This is a genomic window from Bdellovibrio sp. HM001, from assembly GCF_055397275.1.
In genome coordinates this window covers 2032960-2054009 of the sequence record NZ_AP029174.1, presented here as the reverse complement: position 1 = coordinate 2054009, position 21050 = coordinate 2032960, and the positions used below count along the sequence as shown (strand labels likewise).

Genomic DNA, 21050 nt, shown 5'->3' with positions numbered 1-21050 from the left:
ATAATATTGGAACAGGACCAGGGACGCTCCGGGTCTTTCCCTTTTGCCTTTTCAGTCCAGTTGGACTAGATTCGCTGTTTGATCAGGTCGATAATTGTCGACAAACAGGGATTTTTAGAGGGACTGAGATGAGAAGAGAGTTTTACGCAGCCTTTGTCGTCTGCTTGATTATGAACTTGGTTTTTTATTTGTATTGGCCGCCGGGACTGTATTCTTTGTTCTTCTTTGTTCCGTTCTTCCTTTTGGGCTTCCGCGACATTGTTCAAAAACGTCATGCGATCAAATCCAACTTCCCTGTGTTTGGGCATTTCCGTTATATTCTGGAATCCATCCGACCTGAAATAAATCAATACTTTATCGAATCTAACACCGACGGCAAACCCTTCAGCCGCGAACAGCGTTCCGTGGTGTATCAGCGTGCAAAAAAGGTTCTTGATACCGTGCCTTTTGGAACTCAGCATAACGTGTACGAACAAGGGTATGAGTTCGTCACGCACTCACTTTACCCTAAACACGTGGATCGCAAAGAGCTGCGTGTGACTGTGGGAAGTGATCTTTGTAAACAGCCTTACTCCATGTCCCTGCTGAACATTTCTGCGATGAGCTTTGGATCCCTGTCCAAAGCCAGCATTCTGGCTTTAAACGGAGGCGCCAAAGACGGGAACTTTGCCCATAATACGGGCGAAGGGGGGATTTCGCCTTACCACCTTGAGCCGGGTGGGGACTTGATCTGGCAGATCGGTACGGGGTACTTCGGTTGCCGCACCCACGATGGTGATTTTGATCCGGAACTTTTCAAGAAAAATGCAAGTCATCCCCAGGTCAAGATGATTGAGTTGAAGCTGTCCCAAGGGGCGAAGCCGGGCCACGGGGGAATGCTTTCTGGTAAGAAGGTGACCCAGGAAATCGCTGATATCCGTAACGTGCCTTTGGGGAAAGACGTGATCTCGCCGCCGGGCCACAAAGCGTTCTCGGACTCTCACGGCATGTTGGATTTTGTGACTCAGCTGCGCGATCTTTCCGGTGGCAAACCGGTGGGCATCAAGTTGTGTCTGGGGCATCGTCATGAATTCGAAGAGCTTGTGAATCTGATGGTGGCTGAAAACCGTTACCCTGACTTTATCGTGGTGGATGGGGCTGAGGGCGGAACCGGAGCGGCTCCGCTGGAGTTCACCAATTATATCGGGATGCCGGGGATGGATGCCCTGGTGATCGTGGTCGACACACTGAAAAAAGCCGGCCTGAAGGATAAAATCAAAGTGATTGCCACCGGAAAAATCACCACGGCTTTTGATATCATCAAGTTACTGTGTATCGGGGCGGATGCGACTTATGCTGCGCGCTCGATGTTGCTGGCTTTAGGTTGTATCCAGGCCCTTCGCTGCAACAACAACAAGTGCCCGACAGGTGTGGCGACACAGGACCCGGCGCTGGTGAAGGGGTTGCACATCCCAACCAAGCGAGTGCGTGTTAAAAACTTCCATCAGGAAACTTTGGAAACAGTCGCACACATGATCGGAGCCATGGGGGTTGCTCACCACTCGGAGCTGGATCGTTCTTTGTTGCACAAACGTGTTGAAGAGGACCGTATCGCGACTTACGCCCAATTGTATCCGGGTCTGTAGACGTCTTAGCGGAATCTGCATTAAAAAAAGGAGAAGCTTCAGGCTTCTCCTTTTTTATTGCAAAATGCCGGAGGGGCTTACATGCACTTGAATTTCATCTCAACGTTATAGCCTTTACCCAGGACGCCATCAGCCACAGCTCCACCCAGGCCCACGATGCCGCCGACGTTGGATTCATTTTTCCCACCCATCACATAAGTGGTGCCGCCCAGAATTTTTGCCGCCGTGCTGGCTTTTTTTGCCATCTTATAATCTTTTTCGTCCAGATCACCCTGGTACTGAGAATTTTCGTTCACGAAAGCAGCAGTCATATTGCGCTCTTTGCAGAAGCTGTTGGCTTGACGAATGGCTTCGCGGGAACCTGCTTCTTTATCGTCAGTGGCAATGACCACGCGGTGAACACCATCGGCTCCGGCACGAACATCCGGATGATGTGCGCAAGCGGCGACGAACAGGGTGGCAACAGAGATAAGACCCAAACGAAGATACGTATGATTCATAATATTTCCTTTTGTGTTGAACAGCATCGAGTATAGAAAATCTCGAAAAAGCTGTGCAGTCCAGAATATTTCACAGGCTCAGCAGCAGAGCGCCTAAGCCGATTGTGCAGGCTCCGATGAGCTGAGTCCGGGATAAAGATTCTTTCAGGAAGAAAGAAAACACCACCGCAAAAAAGATCGAAGAATTTCTGAGTGAGATGGCAAAGCCTGGTGCTGAGATTCTTAAGCCGTACAAGAAAATCAAAAAGGAGGCCGTGGCAAAGGTTCCTGTGATCAAAACACGGTAGGGGTGTGTTCGGAGTGTGCCTAAGACACGCTTTATCGGCCCCGTGCGAATTCCAAATAACAAAAATGGCAAGGACACCACCATAGCGACGAGAAACAGCGGCATGGGTTCGGCTTTCTGACTGAGGGCTTCGTGGTAGCAAAGGTGATAGCCCGCGATAAAAAGGGCGCTTAAGAAGGACCAGATATCGCTCCGAAGACCTGCAACTCCGCTTTGTCGCAGGTCTTGGAAGTTAATCGTCAGAATTCCGGTTAAAACCAGGACAGCCCCCATGATTTGTCCAAGGCTGGCCTGTTCTCCCAGAAACAGACTGGAATAAGCCCACACCAGCACCATGGCTCCGCCGCGCATAATGGCATAGGACTTCCCCAGGCCGGAAGTGCGCAGGGCTTTGGAAAGAGTCAGAAAATAAAGCCCCTCAAACACCCCTGACAGAACTGCGATCGCCAAGATCTGTGGGGCCGGGAACTGAAGCTTCTGCCCGGAAATAAACATGGAGGAGGCGGTCAGGAGCCCGCTGAGAAGGATTGTGAGAAAAAGAAAGCTTTCCTTGTCTTTGGAGGCTTTGGCCAGCGCGTTCCAGGCGGCATGAAGTAGGGCAGAGAGTAAAAGCAACAAGGGTCCGAGAGTCATGGATCTGTTTTAGACCCATTCCGGGGAAAAGCACCAGAAAAAAGCTGCCGTGGTGCAACAGACTATGGTATCACGGCCACCTATGAAATTAACGGATTTGGACTTCACTTTTCCAGAGGAGCTCATCGCCACAGTCCCGCAGCGGCCTTCCCGTGTGATGTGGGTGGCGGCCGGTGCTGCTGAGCCCGAAGAAATCACTATTCAGGATCTTTTGGTGCGCATCCCGGCGGGCGATGTGTTGGTGGTGAACAACACGCGCGTGCTGAAACGGCGCGTGTTTTCCGGCGATGTTGAAATTCTGTTTCTGAAGCAGCTGAACGCGACCGACTGGGAAGTTTTATTCCCGTCCAAGAAGTTCAAGGTCGGGGCAAGTCTGGAGCTGCCTTTGGGCGTGCAGATGACTTTGCTTGAAAAAGGCCGCCCGCAAAAAGTCGCTTTAAGTCAGGAAGTCAGCGAAGACTACTTCCAGAAAGTGGCGGAGTTGCCTCTGCCTCCGTACATTCAAAAAGCCCGGGAACAGCGTCATACGGTGGATGCGGATGAGTCCTGGTATCAGACGGCCTGGAATAAAACTCCTGGCAGTTTTGCGGCTCCCACTGCCAGTTTGCATTTTACCCAGAACGATATTCAGGCTCTGGTGGAGCGAGGTGTGCAGGTGGTGGAAGTCACGTTGCACGTGGGGCTGGGGACCTTCCTGCCAGTCACGGCCGAAGATCTGAATGATCATGATATGCACGAAGAATATGTCGAGGTTTCTGCCGCCACCTGGGATGTTGTGCAAAAGGCAAAGGCGCAGGGTCGTCATGTATGGTCTTTGGGCACCACCACAACACGGTCATTGGAAAGCGCTGCCTTGGGGTTGCTGGGGCCTGCATCCGCGGAAGGCTATAAAGGTTTTACCAAGCTTTTGATCCAGCCTGGGTATGAGTTTAAGGTGGTGGACGGTCTTTTGACGAACTTCCATCAGCCGCAGTCCACGTTGGTGGCACTGGTGGCGGGATTTGCCTCTTTGGACCGAGTAAAAGCTTGCTATCAATGGGCCATTGAGCGAAAGTTCCGGCTCTTTTCCTATGGCGATTTGACGGTATGGACTTCTCCGTCGATCGATAAAGTTTGGAAATAATGATGAAGGATGAAGTTATGTTGGACGGAAGTAAGACAAGCGTGGGTGCAAACAGCACTTCGACAGATGCAACAATGAGTCTTGGTGAATTCAAGGTTCACGCCACCGATGGGAATGCCCGTCGTGCGACGTTGATGACGGCGCACGGCCCGGTGCAAACGCCGGTGTTTATGGCTGTGGGGACTAAAGCCACGGTCAAGGCGATGACGCCGGAAGAGCTGAAAGAATGCGGCACTCAGGTTGTTTTGGGGAACACCTATCACTTGCACTTGCGTCCTGGTGAAAAGACCATCGCGCGCATGGGGGGCCTGCATAAGTTCATGAACTGGCATGGTCCGATCCTGACAGACTCTGGTGGCTTCCAGGTGTTTTCTTTGTCCCAGCTTCGCAATATGACCGAAGAAGGTGTGGAATTCCGTTCGCATTTGGATGGGGCGAAGCACTTTATTTCCCCGGAAAAGAGCATGGAGATCCAAATGGATCTGGGCTCTGACATCATCATGGCCTTTGATGAATGTTTGAAGTATCCGGCGACCGATGAAGAGATCGAAAAATCCATGGCTTTGACTTACCGCTGGTTGTTGCGCTCCAAAGCGGCAATGACTCGCAAAGAAAGTTTGCTGTTCGGGATTGTGCAGGGGGGATTAAGCCTGAAGCATCGCCTGAAGAGCATGGAGCAAATCTGCTCTGTGGATTTGCCGGGGTATGCGCTGGGCGGCTTCAGCGTTGGGGAGCCGATGCACCTGATGCATGCGTTGTTGCCTGAAGTGGCACCGAAGATGCCGGCCAATAAGCCGCGTTATTTGATGGGTGTGGGGACGCCGACGGATCTGATCATTGCGATTGATTCAGGTATTGATATGTTCGACTGCGTCATGCCTACAAGAGTGGCACGTAACGGGACTATCTATACTTGGAATGGCAAGGTCAGCATCAAACGCAGCGAGTACAAAGAAGATCCATCACCGCTGGATCCGGAATGCGATTGTTACACTTGTAAGAACTATACCAAGTCTTACCTGCGTCACATGTTTATGAGTGGAGAAATCCTAGGGTCTCGCCTGAACACCATTCACAATATTCATTTCTATATGAAGGTGATGGAAAAGGCGCGCGAAGCCATCGCGGAAGGACGCTGGGCAGAGTATAGAGACTTCTGCTTAACACGCTTCGCCAAGAAAGATTCCTAAGCGGCGGCAGCCGGCAGTGCTTCCGCGCGTGCGGCGCGGAAGCTGGAGCAGGGCCCTCCGCCTCGCATTCGAACCTTTTTGAGTGAGTTACTACTAAAGTATTGATTCTTCCCAAGAATAATGCTGAATTTTAACGTCAGCTTGAAATGAAAGTTTATGGAGGAATCAATGTTATACGGACTTCTAGTATCCACAGCTCATGCCCAAACAGCAGCTACTGGCGGCGGTCAGCCCTCAGCCTTTGAAATGTTTGTGCCGTTCATCTTTATCTTTGTTATCTTCTATTTTCTTATCATTCGCCCTCAATCCAAGCGCCAGAAAGAACACCAAAAGTTCTTGAATGAAATCAAAAGAGGCGACGAGGTTGTGACTTCCTCTGGTATTTTGGGGCGTGTGGAAGGCATCAACGAGCAGTTTGTGACTTTGGAAATTGCAGACGGCGTGAAAGTTAAAATGCTTCGCAGCCAAATCGCGACATCTCAGAAAGCAGCAACTCAAGAGGAAAAGAAATAATGGAAGGTCTTCGCTGGAGAACGTTTGTAGCAGTGCTGGGCGTAGCCGCATCTATCGTGTGGGTACTACCGAACTTGGTCAATCTGGACAAGGTGTCCTGGTGGCCATCTAAGCAAAAATTGAATTATGGTCTGGATATCCAGGGTGGTTTGCACCTTGTAATGGGTGTCGATGTTGACGGTGTGGTGAAAGAATCCACAACTCGTTTGATCGCTTCCATGAAGTCTGAATTGACCAAAGAAACGGTGCCTTTCACAGATATTAAGTCTGAAAAGCCTGAAACAGGATCTGTCGAGATCGTGGTTGCCAATGCGGCTGACAAAGCCAAAGTTGAAAAATTCCTGGCTGATAAGTATTCCACTGTTCTTCAAGTGGTTGGTACGACAGACACAGGTGTGACTGCTCGTTACTTCGACAGCTATCTGAATGACTATAAAAATCGCGTGATTCAGCAGTCTATCGAAACAATCCGTAACCGTATTGATGAGTTCGGTGTGGCAGAGCCTTCTATTTCTCAACAAGGTGCCAATCGTATCCTGATTCAGCTTCCGGGTATGGCGGATGCGGAAAAAGCCAAACAGTTGATCAATACAACTGCGAAACTTGATTTCATGATCGTTTCCACGGAGTTGAGCTCGCAACAGCTTCAGGTGATGGTTGCTGAAGCTGAAAAAGCAGGCAACTTCAATATGGAAAACACCAAGTATTCTGATTATGTGACTCGTATCAACGAAGCGTTGAAGGGCAAACTTCCTGAAAAAACGGTTGTGTACTTCGAAAAGGCTCCGAATGCGACCACGATCGATGCGGGTGCAATTCCTTATCTGCTAAGAACAGACACAGATCTGGGCGGCGGAGCCTTGGATGACGCGTTTGTGGGGTATGATCAGTATGGTTCTCCGCAGGTATCTTTGCAGTTCAATACTGCGGGTGCTGCGAAGTTTGCGGATCTGACCGGTAACAACGTTGGTAAGCAAATGGCGATTGTTCTGGATAAAATCGTAAAATCCGCACCAAGCATCCGTGATCGTATCGCGGGTGGTTCTGCGGTGATCACTTTGGGTGGTGGCCGTGACCGCAACGGAATGATGGACGAGGCAAAAATGATCTCTACATCTCTTCGTGCCGGTGCTTTGCCAGCTTCTTTGGAGCAGCTTGAAGAGCGTCGTGTGGGTCCTACTTTGGGTGCCGATGCGATTGATAAAGCGAAGTTGGGTTCCTATGTTGGGGCCGCGATCATCATTTTGTTCATGATGATTTACTACAAGTCCATGGGTGTTGTGGCTTCTGTGGCTTTGGGATTGAATATCTTGGGTATCTTCGCCTTGTTGACAACATTTGGTGCGACTCTGACATTGCCGGGTATTGCGGGTATCGCTTTGACCGTCGGCTTTGCGGTTGACGCCAACGTGCTGATCAATGAACGGATCCGCGAGGAATTGCGTCTGGGTCACAGTATCAAGGTGGCGGTTCAGGAAGGTTATCACCGTGCGATGTCAGCGATCATCGATGCCAACGTGACGACAGCAGCAACGGCCGTGGTTCTTTTGTACTTCGGTACAGGTCCAGTGCGTGGTTTCGCTGTGACATTGTTGATTGGTATCGTTACGTCCATGTTCGCGAACGTGTTCGTGTCCAAAGTGATCGTGGATACTATGGTGAATAAATTCAACTTCAAGAAGTTGTCGGTTTAGTAGGTGAGTATGGCTAACAATAAAACAGAATCTTTTGGCCGTTTTGATTTCGTAGGTAAGGCTTGGTTCTTCGGTGGGGTCTCTTTGATCCTGGTGATCGCTTCTTTGATTTATCTGGCGGTTCACGGGATCAGCTATGGTATTGACTTTAAGGGTGGTACCGAGATCCAGGTTAAGTTTGACCAGGGTGTGACAATTGATCAGGTTCGTGACTCTGTTGCGGGCTTGGATTTGGGTGAAGTGGGCGTTCAGTCCTTCGGTGAAGGCAATGAGTTCATCATCCGCTTCCAGGGTCGTGAAGGTAAGACGGATAAGGAAACCAATGAAATTCTGAATGCGGATCTTGCGAAAGTTCGCACCATTATTTCTGAAAAGTTTGTGGCTTCCAACCCGGATGTGCGCCGTATCGACACCGTGGGACCTCAGGTGGGGGCCGAGTTGAAGCGTAATGGTTTGCTGGCGGTTTTCTATTGCTTGCTGGTGATCTTGATCTACGTGGCTCTTCGCTTCGATTACAAGTTCGCTCCGGGGGCGGTGCTGTGCTTGTTCCACGATGCGGTGATCACTTTGGCGGTCTTCGTTCTTGTGGGTAAAGAAGTTAACGTGTCTATTTTGGCTGCGATCATGACGCTGATTGGTTTCTCTCTGAATGACACCATCGTCGTGTTTGACCGTATTCGTGAGATCGATACAAGAAGCCACGATAAAGGTTTCAAATTCGTGATCAACAAGTCCATCAACGAAATGTTGGTGCGTACTTTGATTACTTCCGGAACCACCTTCATTTCCGCTTTGTGTTTGTACATCTTTGCGGATGGAACAGTTGAAGATATCGCCTTCGCAATCTGCGTGGGTATCTTCTTCGGTACTTACTCTTCTATCTATGTAGCGGCTCCTTTCGTTCTTTTGATGGATAAATTCCAGTTCAAAAAAGCCAAAGCTGCTTAAGGGATTTTGATGAACCCTTTGTGGACGCTGCGAGAATCTGAGATTCAACCCAAGGTCCCCTCGAAAGTTGAGGGGCAGTGGCCCGAACTCATTGGAAAGGTTCTTGCGGCGCGAGGGTTCGCGTCCTCTTCTGAAGTTGAAAAACTTCTTTTCCCCAAGCTCGCTGATTTGAAAGATCCTCTTGTTCTCAAGGGGATGTCTCAAGCTCTTGAGCGCCTGGGTCAGGCCTATCTCAATAAAGAAAAAATCTGCATCTATGCTGACTTTGACCTGGACGGAACGTCGGGGTTGGCTTTGCTTAAGACGGGTATGCTCGCGTTGGGTTTCCCCGATGTCTTGCACTACCAACCTAAGCGTCTGGCGGAAGGATACGGCTTCCATGCTCATGCGGTGGAAGAACTGTACAAGCAGGGTGTGAGTTTGATCATCACCGTGGACGTGGGCATTACCGCTCATGCGGCGATTGATAAAGCCAATGAGCTGGGCGTGGATGTCATCCTGACAGACCATCACTTGCCAGCAGAGACCATTCCCAATGCCTTCGTCGTTGTGAATCCCAATCAGGGCGACTGTCCTTCGGGATTGGGTTATCTGTGCGGGGCTGGGGTGGCGTTCTATCTGGTGCGAGGCCTTAAACGATACTTCCATGATCATCCGCAACTGCCTAAAAACAATTGGGATTTAAAAGAAGTTCTGGACTACTTTACCATTGGGACTTTGACGGACATGGTGCCGCTTGTAGATGACAACCGTGTGTTGGTCAAACACGGCTTGGTAAAGTTGGCTGAAACCAAAAGGGCCGGACTTCGAGCACTTCTTGAAGAATTAGATCTGATCAATCGCCCTCTAACCAGTCAGGATGTGGCGATTCGTTTTGCGCCGAAACTGAATGCTCTTTCTCGTATGGAATCCGGGATTCTTCCTATTGATATATTCTTGTTGGAAGATCCAAGCCAAGCCCGCGATATGGTTCGACAAGTTATGAAGAACAACTCCACGCGGGTGCAGCTTCAAGGGGATGCCGAGGCAGAAGCTCAAGAAATGCTTAAAGACTGGCCTCACCAGGATTTCGTCTTTGTGGCTTCGAAAAACTTCCATCGTGGGGTTTTGGGATTGATCGCGACCAAGCTGACTCAAGTGTATAATAAACCAGCCTTTGTCGGATCCGTGGGTGATGACGGTATGATCGTGGGTAGCGCCAGACTTCCGCAGGGACAGGAAGCCTGCCTGGTTGAAGCGATGTCTTCGGCTCAAGAGTTGCTCAGTCGTTTTGGTGGGCATTCGGCAGCGGCCGGATTCGAAGTGGCCGAGTCCCGGGTGGCTGGTTTTATTGGCAGGCTTGCGGATCATTTCGCAGACTTGCGTGAAAAGCCGAAGCCCTTGGAAATCTTCTATGACGTCGAGGCGGGATTAAGCGAAGTCAGTGAAAGTCTGATGAAGTGGTATGACTTCGTGGGTCCGTTTGGCGCGGGCTTTTCGATTCCATTGATTCATTTTTCTAATATTCAGGTTTTGTCCAAACGTGAACTTAAGGGCGGGCATCTTCGCTTGAAGATTGCCGACGCGGATGGGGGAGCTTCGGCGGAGGCTTTGTTGTTCACTCCGACCCCTAGACAATTGGCTTCTTTGACTGTGGTTCCGGGCTTTTACCATGTTTTGGGTGAGCTTCAGTGGAACTATTTTGCGGGACAAAAAACAGTACAGATTCTTATTCGTGATTTAAAGGCAGCGACATGAAAAAAACAAAAAAGGTCGTAGTGCTTTTGTCGGCGGGCCTGGACTCGACGGTGAATGCCTACGAGGCGATGAAGCATCATCATGAAATCGTTTTGGCTTTGACCTTTAACTATGGCCAGCGAGCGGCCCAGAAGGAAATCGAGCACTCTGCGAAAATTGCCCGGCATCTGGGGGTTCCTCACAAAGTGGTCGAGCTTCCCTGGTTTAAGGATTTCAATAAGTCCTCGTTGCTGGTGGAAAGTCAGGAAGTTCCAACCGGAGCTGCGGTTGAAATTGATAATTTACAAAAATCAGAGGAAACAGCAAAGTCCGTGTGGGTGCCTAACCGCAATGGAATTTTTTTGAACATTGCCGCCGCTTACGCCGAGGCGCTGGGGGCGGACGCGGTGATTCCGGGATTCAACGCTGAAGAGGCTGCGACTTTTCCGGATAATTCCCGCGAATTCTTAGAGCAGGCAACGAAGGCTTTGCATTATTCCACCTCCAATCATGTGACGGTGGGATGTTATACGGCTCACCTGACAAAGCCTGCGATTGTCCGTTTGGGGCAGGGGTTGAAAATCCCATGGGAGCTGATCTGGCCGTGTTATTTCTCTGGCGAAAAGTGGTGTGGCCAGTGTGAGTCCTGCCTGCGTTCCAAGCGTGCGTTTGCCTCTGCCAATATTGATGTGAAACATCTTTTTAAGGAGCCCTAGTGGAAACCCATTTCATTGAAAAGAAATTTGCCTACGATGGTTCTCAACTTCGTTCCTTGTTTGCGTATCTGGATCATGGGGTGTTGGGACCTTCGATTGTGTCCTGGGTGGGGCCGTGCTCGATTCCGTTCAGCCATATGGTGGATGGGGAAGATCTTTTGGCTAATGCCGTGATTCAGGGTGAAGAAATGCTTCATTTTATCATCGAGGTCTTTGATCGGGATTTGTTCTCGGGCGTTTCGTTGCAGCGGTTGTTTGCAGCGATTGCGAAAGACTATGTGCAGGCTCATGGCAAAGGTCTTTTGACAGGGAAGGAGCTGCATCGTTCGGGTGATGATATTTATCTGGACGAGAAAAAACTGAGCATCAGTATCGCCACCAAGTCCCCGGTATCGGTGATGGTGCACTTTGCGATGAACGTCACCAATAAAGGCACACCGGTGGAAACCCTGTGCTTCGAGGATCTTCAACTAGACCCACGCCGAGTGGCGGAAGACCTGATGACTCTTTTTAAAAAAGAATTCATCTCCATCGTCACCGCCACCCAGAAAGTCCGCCCCGTCCCTTAAAAGGTGCCTGGTTGTTTTTTCTGGCTACGTCGCATCAGGTGGCGTTCTGGTTATAAAAAAAGCCCACAGTGCTTGTGCATGTGGGCCTTTTTAGTTTTTATTGGCTACTGCTGCGCTGTAGCCAGAAAAAACAACCAGGCACCTTTTAGTGGTGGTGGTGGCCTTCGGATTTTTTGCTGGTTTCTTTAAATGGTTTTAATGGAAGCTTGTAAACGGCTTCGTTACCGATGGCTTTTTCTCTTGTGGCCTGAACAATCAAGGTTGTTTTGACTGGGACTTTGCCGTCAGGGATGCAGTGGAAGTGGTTGCCGTCCATTACGCTGCATGTGTATTTCACTTCCGCTTTATTGTTTTTTGCGGTGACTTTGACTTCTGAATTTTGAGTTGTCGGATTTTCAAAGTTCATATCCAAAAGATAGATATGCGCGCTTTGGTCTTTACCCACGATCAATTCTGTGTGGAATGCCCCCGGCATTTGAATGTGACCACCGTGTGGACCCGGCTTGTCTTCGCCGTGTGCCCAGGACAGAGATGGAAGAAGGATCAGTGTTGTTAGTAGTTTCATTTTAGATCTCCTATTTTGTCAGTTCGTCAAATTTCAATTTTAAAACGGCCAGTTCTTTTTGCACTTCGATCAGTCGGGTCTTGTTGTCGAAAAGACTGTTGGTGGCATTGGCAAGATCCGAAGAGTTTTTAACCCCGCGGCGATACTCGGACAATGTCAGATCATAGTATTTCTGGGTCAGAGCCTGACGTCTTTCCAGGAGTTGCTGCAACTGTAGAAGCTCGGAAGCCTTGTGCCTAAGGCTTTGCACCTGCGTTTGCAGTTGTTGTGAAATATTGGATTTGATGAGCGCTTCGGATTCTTCCAACGAGTTTGCGGATTTGGTTTTGTTCCAGGATTCAAAGCCCGAGAAGAATGTCCAGGTCATCAACAGGGACAGGCGGGATTCGTTACCCTGCAATGGATCCTCGTATTGCGGAATGATCCGTCCGTACTGGGCATTCAGATCCACTGTTGGCAGGAATTCCGCCATGCTCTGGCGTCGACGCAGGCGTGCATTTTCTTCCTGCAGGTTCTGTTTCATAATACTTGGATTGCGCGAAAGATCCGTCACGCTGAAGTCAGCTTTGCTCAGGCGTGGAAAGGTGTCTTTGGCGGACACAGTCACCGGGGTTTCACTGTTAAGAAATGTCTTGAGTTCATCCAAGGCAATCTGCAAATCCGTCTTGTGCGCTTCGATTTCTGCTGAAAGAGTGCTTTCTTCCAGATCCAGCTCTATGGCGTCCACGTTCGAGGTCAGACCGGCATTGATTTTTTTTGCCGCCATCGCTCTTTGGTTTTTCAGGAACTGCAACTTCTCTGTATCAAAGGAAATAAACTGACTGTTCAGCAGGGCCTTGTAATAGACCTCACCCAGTTCGCGCTGCAGGCGGCGGGAGGTGATCTCATGATCCAGTTCTGCCATGCTGTATTCGCGGTCAGCGATGCTGCGATTTTGCCAGTCCTGGCCTCCGCGGAAGATATTCCAGGTTCCGTTCAGATAGCCTACATATCCGTCATCACTGTCATGCAGGGTCTTTTCTTTCGCATAGCCGGCCGAGGCTGAAAGTTCGGGTAGGAGGGCTCCCCAGGTGCTTTGCGCCTGAGCTTTTTGGGCCTGCATTTTGGCTTGGCTTGCGCGCAACTCGTGGTTGTTTTCCGTCAGTTGTTTTTGCAACTGGGAAAGTCCCGACGAGGTTTCAGCCATCGCCGAGAAAGAAATCAATAGACTTGCAAAAGCCCAGGACCGGAAAGACATGGGATCTCCTTATTTTTCAACCAGGAACTTGAAGGTGTCTGTTTTGCCTTCGTATTCAGCTTTGATCTCTAGGTTCACACGGTGAGAACCCTGGAAGTCCACTTCCGTGTTGAAAGCTTTTTCCGCCTGGGTCAGTTTCAATGGTTGGGATTTGCCTTTCGGGGATTTCGCCGTGCCGCTGATTTTTAATTTGGTCATATCAAGGGTTTCCCCTTCGTGAGCGCGCGGGAACAACTGTACTTTGTTTTCGATCGCCAGCATTTCCATATTCATCAGTTTTCCGGCTTTGGGGATGCCACCATGCATGGCCTTCAAGCTGCCAGGTACCTGGTCATGACCTTCGTGGGCCAAAGAGGCAGATGCAAAGAGAGACAAAATCAAGGCGGCTGCCAAAGATGTCAGTTTCATAAAAGGACTCCTTCTTTATTGCTTTCTTCAATGGATTTTAAAGCGGACTTCTTACCAAAATGATAGAAGATCGCCGGGGTGACGTACATGTCAAGCAGTGTGCTGCTAAGCAGACCGCCCACAATCACAATGGCGACAGGATGCAGGATCTCGCGGCCCGGAGCATCGGGTGACATCGCCAAAGGCAGAAGTCCCAGAATTGCCGTCAGGGCTGTCATCAGAACTGGAACCAGGCGCTCCAAGGATCCGCGGATCACCATGTCTTTGGTAAAGGATTCGCCCTCATGTTTCATCAGGTGCAGGTAATGAGACAACATCATGATGCCGTTTCGGGATGCAATACCACACAATGTGATAAAGGCGACAAGACTGGCAATGCTTAATGTTCCGCCGGTCAGATAGATGGCAAAGATCCCCCCGATAAAGGCCATGGGAATATTCAGCATGATCTGTATCGAAATGAAGGTGGACTTGAAGTGCGCAAGCAGTATCAAGAAGATGGTGATGACAGACAAGGCTCCTAAAAGAATCATCAGTTGTGAAGCCTGTTGCTGGCTTTCAAACTGTCCTCCGTAAACCACATAATACCCTGGCGGAAGTTTTACTTTTTCCTCAATGTTCTTTTTGATGTCGGTCATAATGGCATCCAAAGATCTGTCAGCGGAGTTCGCCTGAACCACAATTCGTCTTTGGGCGTTTTCTCTTTGAATGATATTAGGTCCGGTGGATTCATAGACGTCGGCCACCTTTTCCACGGTGATACGGCTGCCGTCAGGCATAATCTTGACCGGTGTCTTTTTTATCAGTTCCAAATCCGTGCGGGATTTGTCGTCAAAGCGCATAAAGACGTCGACGGTTTTCTGTCCCTCAAGAATTTGTCCCACGACTTCACCCTGCAGGGCTTTTTCTAAAAGTTGGGCCAGATCTCCAACTGTGATGCCATAGCGGGAAGCTTCTTCACGCAGCAAGTGGATTTTCACCTGCGGAATCAGGACCTGCTGCTCGACTTGAAGGTCCACCAGGCCGGGAACGTCTTTGATGGCCTGATAGACTTCAGCGCCCTTAGCTCTTAAAGTTGGCAGTTCTGGGCCGAAAACCTTGATGGCTATCTGTGCGCGAACCCCTGAAAGCAAGTGATCCAGGCGGTGGGAGATAGGCTGTCCGATATTGATGCCCACATCTGGAAGCACTTCCAGATTTTTGCGGATTTCCTCAAGAACCACGCCGCGTGGGCGGCCTTCTTCCTTGAAGTCCACTTCGACTTCGGACGTATTCACGCCTTCGGCATGTTCATCCAGCTCAGCGCGTCCGGTACGGCGGGACACGGTCGTGACTTCCGGTGTCTGTAAAACGATGAGTTCTGCCTGGGAACCGATCTTGTTGGATTCTTCAAGTGAGATGCCCGGCTTGGCGACGATGGTGATCGTTGCAGAGCCTTCGTTGAAGTGGGGCAGGAAGTCTCTTCCAAGGATTGCGGACAGAGTAATAGCTGCCACCAGCAGCAGTGAAGAAAAGATTAGAATCGGTTTGGGGCGATCCAAGGTTTTTTCCAAAAGACGCGCCTGATGTTTTTTCAAGAATCGAACAATCGGGCCGTCCTTGTGTTCAAGCAGTTCACCTTTAGAAAGGAAGTAAGAGCAAAGAGCCGGTGTGACGGTCAAAGAAACAACCATCGAAGCCAGCAAAGACACGATATAGGAGATCCCCAGTGGAACAAACAGACGCCCCTCGATGCCGCTCATGCTAAATAGCGGAACAAAGACCAGCACCACGATCAAAGTGGCGATGACGATAGAGTTCCGAACCTCTGAAGAGGCTTCATAGATGACGACCAGCGGATTTCGCGGGTTGGGCAGGGTTTTGTTTTCGCGCAACCGGCGATAGACGTTTTCAACATCCACAATGGCATCGTCCACCAGCTCGCCAATCGCAATCGCCAAGCCGCCCAAAGTCATGGTGTTGACCGAAAGGCCAAACATCTTAAAGACAATCGCAGTCAGGACAAACGAAAGGGGAATGGCTGTCATCGTGATGGCGGTGGTTCGGAAGTTCATCAGGAATAAAAACAGAACCACCAGCACCAGCAAGACCCCGTCGCGCAGAGCCATTTTCACATTGTCGATGGCGTGCTCGATGAACAGGGATTGTTTGAACAAATTAGGCTGAAGCTCTACGCCCGCTGGAAGAGAGGATTGAAACTGCTTCAGAGCTTCGTCAATCTTCTCGGTCAAATCCAGGGTGCTGGCGCCGGGTTGCTTTTGAATGCTTAAGATGACACCAGGTTTGCCATTGACGCTTCCATCACCGCGTTTGGTCTGAGGACCTTCGACAACTTCCGCAATGTCCTTCACCAGAACCGGACGCCCCAGGTGCATGCCGACCACCGAGTTCATGATTTCTTCTTTTTCTTTTACTCCGCCGATGTTGCGGATCAGGAACTCTTGACCCTCCAGATCAATGAAACCTCCGGTGGAGTTTACACTGACATCGGACAGATTGTGTTCGATCTCATCCATGGTCAGTTGCAGCTTTTGGATCTTTTCGGCAGAGATCAGAATCTGGAACTGGCGAACACCGCCACCGATGGAGATGACTTGAGAAACACCCGGGATGCTCATCAGGCGAGGACGCAGTGTCCAGTCTGCCAGAGTTCTTAATTCCATTCCTGAGACCTTATTGTCCGGCGAACTTAAACCTACAAATTGAATCTCACCCATGATGGAAGATATCGGCCCTAAGACAGGCGAGATATTCTTGGGCAGCTTTTCTTTGGCAAGAGCGATTTTTTCCTGAACCATCTGGCGGTTGCGATAGATATCCGTGTCCCACGCGAACTCGACATAGATGACGCTTAAGCCCACACCGGAAGACGAGCGCACTCTTTCAACTCCCGGCAGGCCATTGAGAGCGGTCTCCAAGGGGAAGGTTACCAGGGTTTCCACCTCTTCTGGCGCCATGCCATGGGCTTCGGTCATGATGTTGACTGTGGGGCGATTTAAATCGGGGAACACATCCACGGGCAAGTGGACCAGGGCCCAGCCGCCATAAGCAATAGCCAGGGCCGCCAAAGCAACCACAATGAGACGATGAGTTAGGGAATACTTAATAATTCTATCCAGCATAAATCCTCTTGCTACGCCGTACTAGGGAGCGATCTGAGGGTTTGTGACAAAATGAGGAAAAATATTTTTTATCAACACCCTCTTGAAATACATACCCTAGGGGGGTATACACTGGAACCGAATTCGAGGTGTGTCATGAAAAAAGATTCCCCCCAGCATCCCGATCACAGCGAGCATTTAAAGCGTTTAAACCGCGTTCGTGGTCAGTTGGATGGGGTTCAGAAGATGATCGAAGAGCGTCGCTATTGTCCCGACATCGTCTTTCAGATCCGGGCCGCCGCCAAAGCCCTGCAGGCCGTGGAAAACGAGATCATGAAAACCCATGTGCATGGCTGCGTTAAAACGGCGATCAAGTCCCGAGATGAAAAAGAAGTGGCAAAAAAGATCGACGAGATCATGAAACTCGTCAGTAAGTAGTAGGTTGTTATGGAAAAAGTAGCTGTGCAGGATACCACCGAGTTGCAACTTATTGGCATGTCCTGTGTCAACTGTGCCGGTAAAATTGAAAAAAGTCTGAATGCTCTTCCCGGGGTCAGGGCCTCTGTGAATTTTGCCACGGAGAAAGCCCATGTGGACTTCGGTGACAGCCCTTTAAAAGTCGAAAATCTGATTAAGACCATTCAGGATCTTGGCTACCAGGCGTTTGAGGTCAACTCAGAGGTGGATACGCAAGAAGCCAAAGAAGAGGCGATCGCTGAATACCGCAAGGAACTTCGTTTATTTGTGATCTCAGCGATTCTCACCTTGCCATTCCTTATTGAGATGGTGGCGATGTTTACCGGCGCCGGACATGAGATGATGCCTCGCTGGCTGCAGTGGATTTTGGCGACCCCGGTTCAATTCTGGGTCGGATGGCGTTTTTATCGTGGGTCCTACTTTGCTTTGCGATCAGGAAGTGCCAACATGGACGTGTTGGTGGCTTTAGGTACGACGATGGCTTACGGCCTGAGTGCCGTGATCACCTTGCTGAACTGGCATCATCATCACGTTTACTTTGAAGCCAGCACCGCCGTGATTACCTTGATTCTGCTTGGAAAGCTGATGGAAAGTCGCGCCAAGGGTAAGACGTCCGAAGCCGTGGAAGGCCTGCTGCGTTTGCAGCCGAAACAGGCCCTTGTGGAGCGCCATGGGGAGATTGTCCAGATTGATATTGCCGATCTGGTTGCGGGTGACATTGTGGTTGTGAAAAACGGCGAATCCATCCCGGTGGACGGTCTGGTGGTCGAAGGGGTGTCCACGGTGGATGAATCCATGCTGACGGGTGAAAGTCTGCCGGTGCAAAAGAGTGTGGATGATCGTGTTTATGCAGCGACGCTGAATCAGGATGGCAGCTTGCGTATCAAGGCTACTGGTGTGGGCGCAAAAACCCAGTTGGCTCAGATCATTAAAATTGTCACGACGGCTCAAGGGTCCAAGGCTCCGATTCAGCGTTTGGCAGATAAGATTTCCAGTGTGTTTGTTCCGGTGGTTGTTGGGATTAGTGTGCTGACGTTTGTGGGCACTTGGCTTTGGACGGGGGATCTGACCGCTGCCTTTATTTCCTCTGTCTCTGTTTTGGTTATCGCTTGTCCTTGTGCTTTGGGGTTGGCAACGCCGACGGCTGTGGTTGTGGGGATTGGCAAGGGCGCGCAAGCTGGTGTCTTGTTCCGTGATGCCAAAGCTCTGGAGCTGGCGGAAAAAATTGATGTTCTGGTTTTGGATAAAACCGGCACAATCACGGAAGGAAAGCCTGTTGTGACCGAGGTTCACGTGACAGCAGGTCAGGATAAAAATGAAGTTCTGCGTTGGGCTGCCAGTTTGGAAATGGGTTCTTCGCATCCCTTGGCTCATGCCGTTGTTGAAGAAGCCAAGAAAAAAGGATTGGAGCTTCAAACCGTTCAGAGATTTAACAACGTCGTCGGTCAGGGCGTTGAAGGACGCATTGAAAATCGCAACTTGAAGCTCGGGAAAACCAGCTGGGTGGCCGCACCGTATTCTTTGGATCAGAAGCTGTTGAACGAGCTTGAAGGCAAGGGGCAAACCCTGATGGCTTTGGCTGATGATGAGCGGGTCTTGGGTTATATCGCGGTGGCAGATCGTATTCGTGAAAGTTCCAAAGAGGCCATTGCTGAAATTCAAAAGCGCGGTGTGAAAGTGATGATGCTGACGGGGGATAATGAGGGCACGGCTCGCGAGATTTCCCGCCAGGCCGGAATCACTGACTTTAAGCACAGCGTGAAGCCGGCAGATAAAGCCAATGTGATTGTGACCTTGAAACGCCAGAAAAAGCGAGTGGCGATGGTTGGCGATGGGATTAACGATGCTCCGGCTTTGGCGATGGCGGATGTCAGTTTCTCCATGTCATCAGGGACGGACATCGCCATTGAAACGGCCGACGTAACACTGATGAAGAATGATCTGATGTCTGTGGCCCATGCGATTGAGCTGTCTCATTTGACGCTGAAAAAAATTCGTCAGAATTTGTTCTTTGCCTTTATCTACAACGTGTTGGGAATTCCTCTGGCATCTTTGGGAATGCTCAATCCGGTCATCGCGGGGGCGGCAATGGCCATGAGTTCCGTGTCCGTGGTCAGCAATTCTTTGCTGCTAAAGCGCAAGAAGATCTAAGAGGATTTGTTTTTGATATAGGCTTCGCGCAACCAAAGACGGATGTGTTTTAGATAGTAATCTTTCATGCCGAAGAAGACGAAGTGGTTGAGGTAATGATCGCCACCCCCTTTGTCTTTTTCGGTGTAGTTCACAGTGCCGATAATTTCAGGCGTTTCGAGTTCCTCCGGGCGCCACAAAATAAATTCCCGGAAGGCTCCGATGCTCATCTCACGGTAATACTTCAAAATAAGACCGGCTTCCGAGATCTGGGTGATTTCAACCGGATTGGCCACTTTCAAAGGATTGTTATCCTTTTGCTGGGCGATTGTCACCTCAGCTTTGTTGGCCAGATCGGCGTGGGTTTTTAATAGTTTTTTGGTGATATAGGTCTTATCCAGTGGAGTAAAGAAGACTTCCTTGGCCCACGAGGAAAGACCTTTTACCTCGTCGACTTGCAAACGTTTTTTACTGACAAGGTACAATTCGGGGGCGGTCTTCATTTCCGTCCCATGAGCTTTGCAGCGGTCCTTAAGGTATTGCTGCAGTTGTTCCCATTTTTTCTGCTTTTCAATTTCAAACAATTCGTAGTTGGCAAAAAGGATGTCGAATTCAACAGGCAGGGTCTGACGATTTGGCGTTTCTTTGTCGGCTAGATCTGAAAGCAACTGTCCATAGTTGGAATAAGTGTAAACTTCCGAGTTGGCGAAGCGTTCGCTAAGAAAAGTTTTCTGATCCAGGGACAGCGGGACATCTTCGTCCATGATCAGGATGCGCTTCTTCACGCCGGATGCCTGCAGAAGTGAATCCGCAGTATGGGATTTGTTCTGCAGGATATTACGACGAATCTGGCTAATCTGCTGATTGTCGGCACCGAAGAAAAGAAACTCACAAAGATACTGGTCCTTACTGACCTCTTTGCAGGAACTGCAAAAGGCCAAGAGTGATTTTTTGCTGTCTGTGGTGAAAGAATCACTGTAGTACTTCGTCAAAGCGCCAATGCGGATGGCGTGATTGTTTAAAGTGGTGAAGCCAATTTCGGAAATACTGTTGAGTGTGACTTCCTTGAGCATCTCGATTGTGGAGTTGATCTGCATTGAAGCCACAGCAGTCGAAGTGACCGGGTGGTGTCCGGTGAGGGCATACTCCAAGTGTTGCCTTAGGATAAGCTTGTCGAACGGTTTAAAGATGACGTTGTTGATGATGCGTTCTTCAGCCAGGCTGATGTCAAAGTCAGGACTGTCAAACGCCGTCAGAATCAACGCTGTCGGTTCTTGTGCAGAGCACATTTTTTTTCGGAGAAAGAAGTCTCGGGCCCTTTTGATTAAGCCGATGTTTTGCACGCCCATGAATTCATTTTTAGCCACTACAAGACGCAACTGGTGAGAATCGGAAGGCTCCAGAACTGGTCCGGTATCATCTTTATAGGGTTGTCCCCCCGCGGCCAAAGCCCGGGCTCCTTCTGAGACGGAGATTTTCAGCCATTCGTGGAATTCGGCAAGGCTGTGAAAAAAGCGAATAGCAAGCTTTGGATCTATGGATTTGAGGGTTTCGTATAGATCTTTTTGAGTGCGTTCATCATCTTCTAGGACATAAATGAACTTCATATTGATATTATA

At 49.8% G+C, this 21050-nt stretch carries 18 protein-coding genes; 11 read left to right on the top strand and 7 right to left on the bottom strand.

Annotated elements, in window-relative coordinates; translation table 11 throughout:
• Window positions 1–128: 128 nt before the first annotated feature.
• Entirely contained in the window at window positions 129–1625 is a 1497-nt protein-coding gene (locus tag ACZ5ZZ_RS09940) for an FMN-binding glutamate synthase family protein (RefSeq protein WP_464117048.1), read from the top strand.
• A 77-nt stretch (window positions 1626–1702) separates the two neighbouring features.
• Here ACZ5ZZ_RS09940 and ACZ5ZZ_RS09935 read toward each other — a convergent pair whose 3' ends face one another.
• Together ACZ5ZZ_RS09935 and ACZ5ZZ_RS09930 are read right to left on the bottom strand one after the other, a co-directional pair.
• Entirely contained in the window at window positions 1703–2125 is a 423-nt protein-coding gene (locus ACZ5ZZ_RS09935) for a hypothetical protein (RefSeq protein ID WP_464117047.1), read from the bottom strand.
• 70 nt (window positions 2126–2195) lie between these two features.
• Window positions 2196–3044, bottom strand: a complete 849-nt coding sequence (locus ACZ5ZZ_RS09930; RefSeq protein WP_464139174.1) for an EamA family transporter — start codon at window positions 3042–3044, stop codon at window positions 2196–2198.
• A gap of 82 nt (window positions 3045–3126) precedes the next feature.
• Between ACZ5ZZ_RS09930 and queA the strand changes: the two genes are divergently transcribed.
• From queA to ACZ5ZZ_RS09890, 8 genes are all read left to right on the top strand, one after another.
• Window positions 3127–4167 (top strand): tRNA preQ1(34) S-adenosylmethionine ribosyltransferase-isomerase QueA, encoded by a 1041-nt coding sequence (queA, locus tag ACZ5ZZ_RS09925; protein WP_464130878.1) that lies wholly within the window; start codon window positions 3127–3129, stop codon window positions 4165–4167.
• 17 nt (window positions 4168–4184) lie between these two features.
• A complete protein-coding gene (gene tgt, locus ACZ5ZZ_RS09920; protein ID WP_464117044.1) occupies window positions 4185–5357 on the top strand; it encodes a tRNA guanosine(34) transglycosylase Tgt in 1173 nt (390 codons plus the stop codon).
• Window positions 5358–5525: 168 nt separating this feature from the next.
• Window positions 5526–5870, top strand: a complete 345-nt coding sequence (gene yajC / locus ACZ5ZZ_RS09915) for a preprotein translocase subunit YajC (RefSeq protein ID WP_464139172.1) — start codon at window positions 5526–5528, stop codon at window positions 5868–5870.
• Window positions 5870–7564 (top strand): protein translocase subunit SecD, encoded by a 1695-nt coding sequence (gene secD, locus ACZ5ZZ_RS09910; protein WP_464139170.1) that lies wholly within the window; start codon window positions 5870–5872, stop codon window positions 7562–7564. The genes yajC and secD overlap by 1 nt, the downstream gene beginning before the upstream one ends.
• Window positions 7565–7573: 9 nt before the next feature.
• The gene (gene secF, locus ACZ5ZZ_RS09905; protein ID WP_464117041.1) at window positions 7574–8512 is read left to right on the top strand and encodes a protein translocase subunit SecF; all 939 of its coding nucleotides are present in this window, start codon (window positions 7574–7576) and stop codon (window positions 8510–8512) included.
• 9 nt (window positions 8513–8521) lie between these two features.
• Entirely contained in the window at window positions 8522–10249 is a 1728-nt protein-coding gene (gene recJ, locus ACZ5ZZ_RS09900; RefSeq protein WP_464139169.1) for a single-stranded-DNA-specific exonuclease RecJ, read from the top strand.
• Complete coding sequence (gene queC / locus ACZ5ZZ_RS09895; protein ID WP_464130874.1) at window positions 10246–10944, top strand: 7-cyano-7-deazaguanine synthase QueC; 699 nt, start codon at window positions 10246–10248, stop codon at window positions 10942–10944. The genes recJ and queC overlap by 4 nt, the downstream gene beginning before the upstream one ends.
• Window positions 10944–11513, top strand: a complete 570-nt coding sequence (locus ACZ5ZZ_RS09890; RefSeq protein ID WP_464139167.1) for a DUF366 family protein — start codon at window positions 10944–10946, stop codon at window positions 11511–11513. Before queC ends, ACZ5ZZ_RS09890 begins: the two co-directional genes overlap by 1 nt.
• A 145-nt stretch (window positions 11514–11658) precedes the next feature.
• Here the strand turns inward: ACZ5ZZ_RS09890 and ACZ5ZZ_RS09885 are convergent, their stop codons facing one another.
• The 4 genes from ACZ5ZZ_RS09885 to ACZ5ZZ_RS09870 are packed head-to-tail and all read right to left on the bottom strand — an operon-like array spanning window position 11659 to window position 16845.
• Window positions 11659–12078 carry a hypothetical protein gene (locus ACZ5ZZ_RS09885; protein ID WP_464130872.1) on the bottom strand — a complete coding sequence of 140 codons (420 nt, stop codon included), beginning with the start codon at window positions 12076–12078 and terminating at the stop codon, window positions 11659–11661.
• A gap of 10 nt (window positions 12079–12088) precedes the next feature.
• On the bottom strand, window positions 12089–13315 hold the full coding sequence (locus ACZ5ZZ_RS09880; RefSeq protein WP_464139165.1) for a TolC family protein: 1227 nt from the start codon (window positions 13313–13315) through the stop codon (window positions 12089–12091).
• A gap of 9 nt (window positions 13316–13324) precedes the next feature.
• Complete coding sequence (locus ACZ5ZZ_RS09875; protein ID WP_464139163.1) at window positions 13325–13723, bottom strand: hypothetical protein; 399 nt, start codon at window positions 13721–13723, stop codon at window positions 13325–13327.
• On the bottom strand, window positions 13720–16845 hold the full coding sequence (locus ACZ5ZZ_RS09870; RefSeq protein ID WP_464139161.1) for an efflux RND transporter permease subunit: 3126 nt from the start codon (window positions 16843–16845) through the stop codon (window positions 13720–13722). The genes ACZ5ZZ_RS09875 and ACZ5ZZ_RS09870 overlap by 4 nt, the downstream gene beginning before the upstream one ends.
• 135 nt (window positions 16846–16980) lie before the next feature.
• Here ACZ5ZZ_RS09870 and ACZ5ZZ_RS09865 point away from each other — a divergent pair, with 135 nt between their 5' ends.
• Window positions 16981–17262 carry a metal-sensitive transcriptional regulator gene (locus tag ACZ5ZZ_RS09865; RefSeq protein ID WP_464130868.1) on the top strand — a complete coding sequence of 94 codons (282 nt, stop codon included), beginning with the start codon at window positions 16981–16983 and terminating at the stop codon, window positions 17260–17262.
• A 9-nt stretch (window positions 17263–17271) separates the two neighbouring features.
• Window positions 17272–19452, top strand: coding sequence for a heavy metal translocating P-type ATPase (locus tag ACZ5ZZ_RS09860; protein ID WP_464139159.1), 2181 nt, complete (start codon window positions 17272–17274; stop codon window positions 19450–19452).
• On the opposite strand, the gene ACZ5ZZ_RS09855 is transcribed toward ACZ5ZZ_RS09860, so the two are convergent.
• Window positions 19449–21038, bottom strand: a complete 1590-nt coding sequence (locus tag ACZ5ZZ_RS09855; protein ID WP_464139157.1) for a hypothetical protein — start codon at window positions 21036–21038, stop codon at window positions 19449–19451. The two genes, ACZ5ZZ_RS09860 and ACZ5ZZ_RS09855, sit on opposite strands and share 4 nt — an antisense overlap.
• Window positions 21039–21050: the final 12 nt, after the last annotated feature.

Excerpts from the sequence above, each read along its gene's own strand:
- ACZ5ZZ_RS09875 (WP_464139163.1), bottom strand. The coding sequence starts at position 13,723 with ATGAAACTGACATCTTTGGCAGCCGCCTTGATTTTGTCTCTCTTTGCA.
- tgt (WP_464117044.1), top strand. The coding sequence starts at position 4,185 with ATGTTGGACGGAAGTAAGACAAGCGTGGGTGCAAACAGCACTTCGACA.
- queA (WP_464130878.1), top strand. The coding sequence starts at position 3,127 with ATGAAATTAACGGATTTGGACTTCACTTTTCCAGAGGAGCTCATCGCC.
- secF (WP_464117041.1), top strand. The coding sequence starts at position 7,574 with ATGGCTAACAATAAAACAGAATCTTTTGGCCGTTTTGATTTCGTAGGT.
- ACZ5ZZ_RS09930 (WP_464139174.1), bottom strand. The coding sequence starts at position 3,044 with ATGACTCTCGGACCCTTGTTGCTTTTACTCTCTGCCCTACTTCATGCC.
- ACZ5ZZ_RS09940 (WP_464117048.1), top strand. The coding sequence starts at position 129 with ATGAGAAGAGAGTTTTACGCAGCCTTTGTCGTCTGCTTGATTATGAAC.
- ACZ5ZZ_RS09865 (WP_464130868.1), top strand. The coding sequence starts at position 16,981 with ATGAAAAAAGATTCCCCCCAGCATCCCGATCACAGCGAGCATTTAAAG.
- recJ (WP_464139169.1), top strand. The coding sequence starts at position 8,522 with ATGAACCCTTTGTGGACGCTGCGAGAATCTGAGATTCAACCCAAGGTC.
- ACZ5ZZ_RS09935 (WP_464117047.1), bottom strand. The coding sequence starts at position 2,125 with ATGAATCATACGTATCTTCGTTTGGGTCTTATCTCTGTTGCCACCCTG.
- ACZ5ZZ_RS09885 (WP_464130872.1), bottom strand. The coding sequence starts at position 12,078 with ATGAAACTACTAACAACACTGATCCTTCTTCCATCTCTGTCCTGGGCA.
- ACZ5ZZ_RS09860 (WP_464139159.1), top strand. The coding sequence starts at position 17,272 with ATGGAAAAAGTAGCTGTGCAGGATACCACCGAGTTGCAACTTATTGGC.
- queC (WP_464130874.1), top strand. The coding sequence starts at position 10,246 with ATGAAAAAAACAAAAAAGGTCGTAGTGCTTTTGTCGGCGGGCCTGGAC.
- ACZ5ZZ_RS09855 (WP_464139157.1), bottom strand. The coding sequence starts at position 21,038 with ATGAAGTTCATTTATGTCCTAGAAGATGATGAACGCACTCAAAAAGAT.
- ACZ5ZZ_RS09870 (WP_464139161.1), bottom strand. The coding sequence starts at position 16,845 with ATGCTGGATAGAATTATTAAGTATTCCCTAACTCATCGTCTCATTGTG.
- secD (WP_464139170.1), top strand. The coding sequence starts at position 5,870 with ATGGAAGGTCTTCGCTGGAGAACGTTTGTAGCAGTGCTGGGCGTAGCC.
- ACZ5ZZ_RS09880 (WP_464139165.1), bottom strand. The coding sequence starts at position 13,315 with ATGTCTTTCCGGTCCTGGGCTTTTGCAAGTCTATTGATTTCTTTCTCG.
- yajC (WP_464139172.1), top strand. The coding sequence starts at position 5,526 with ATGTTATACGGACTTCTAGTATCCACAGCTCATGCCCAAACAGCAGCT.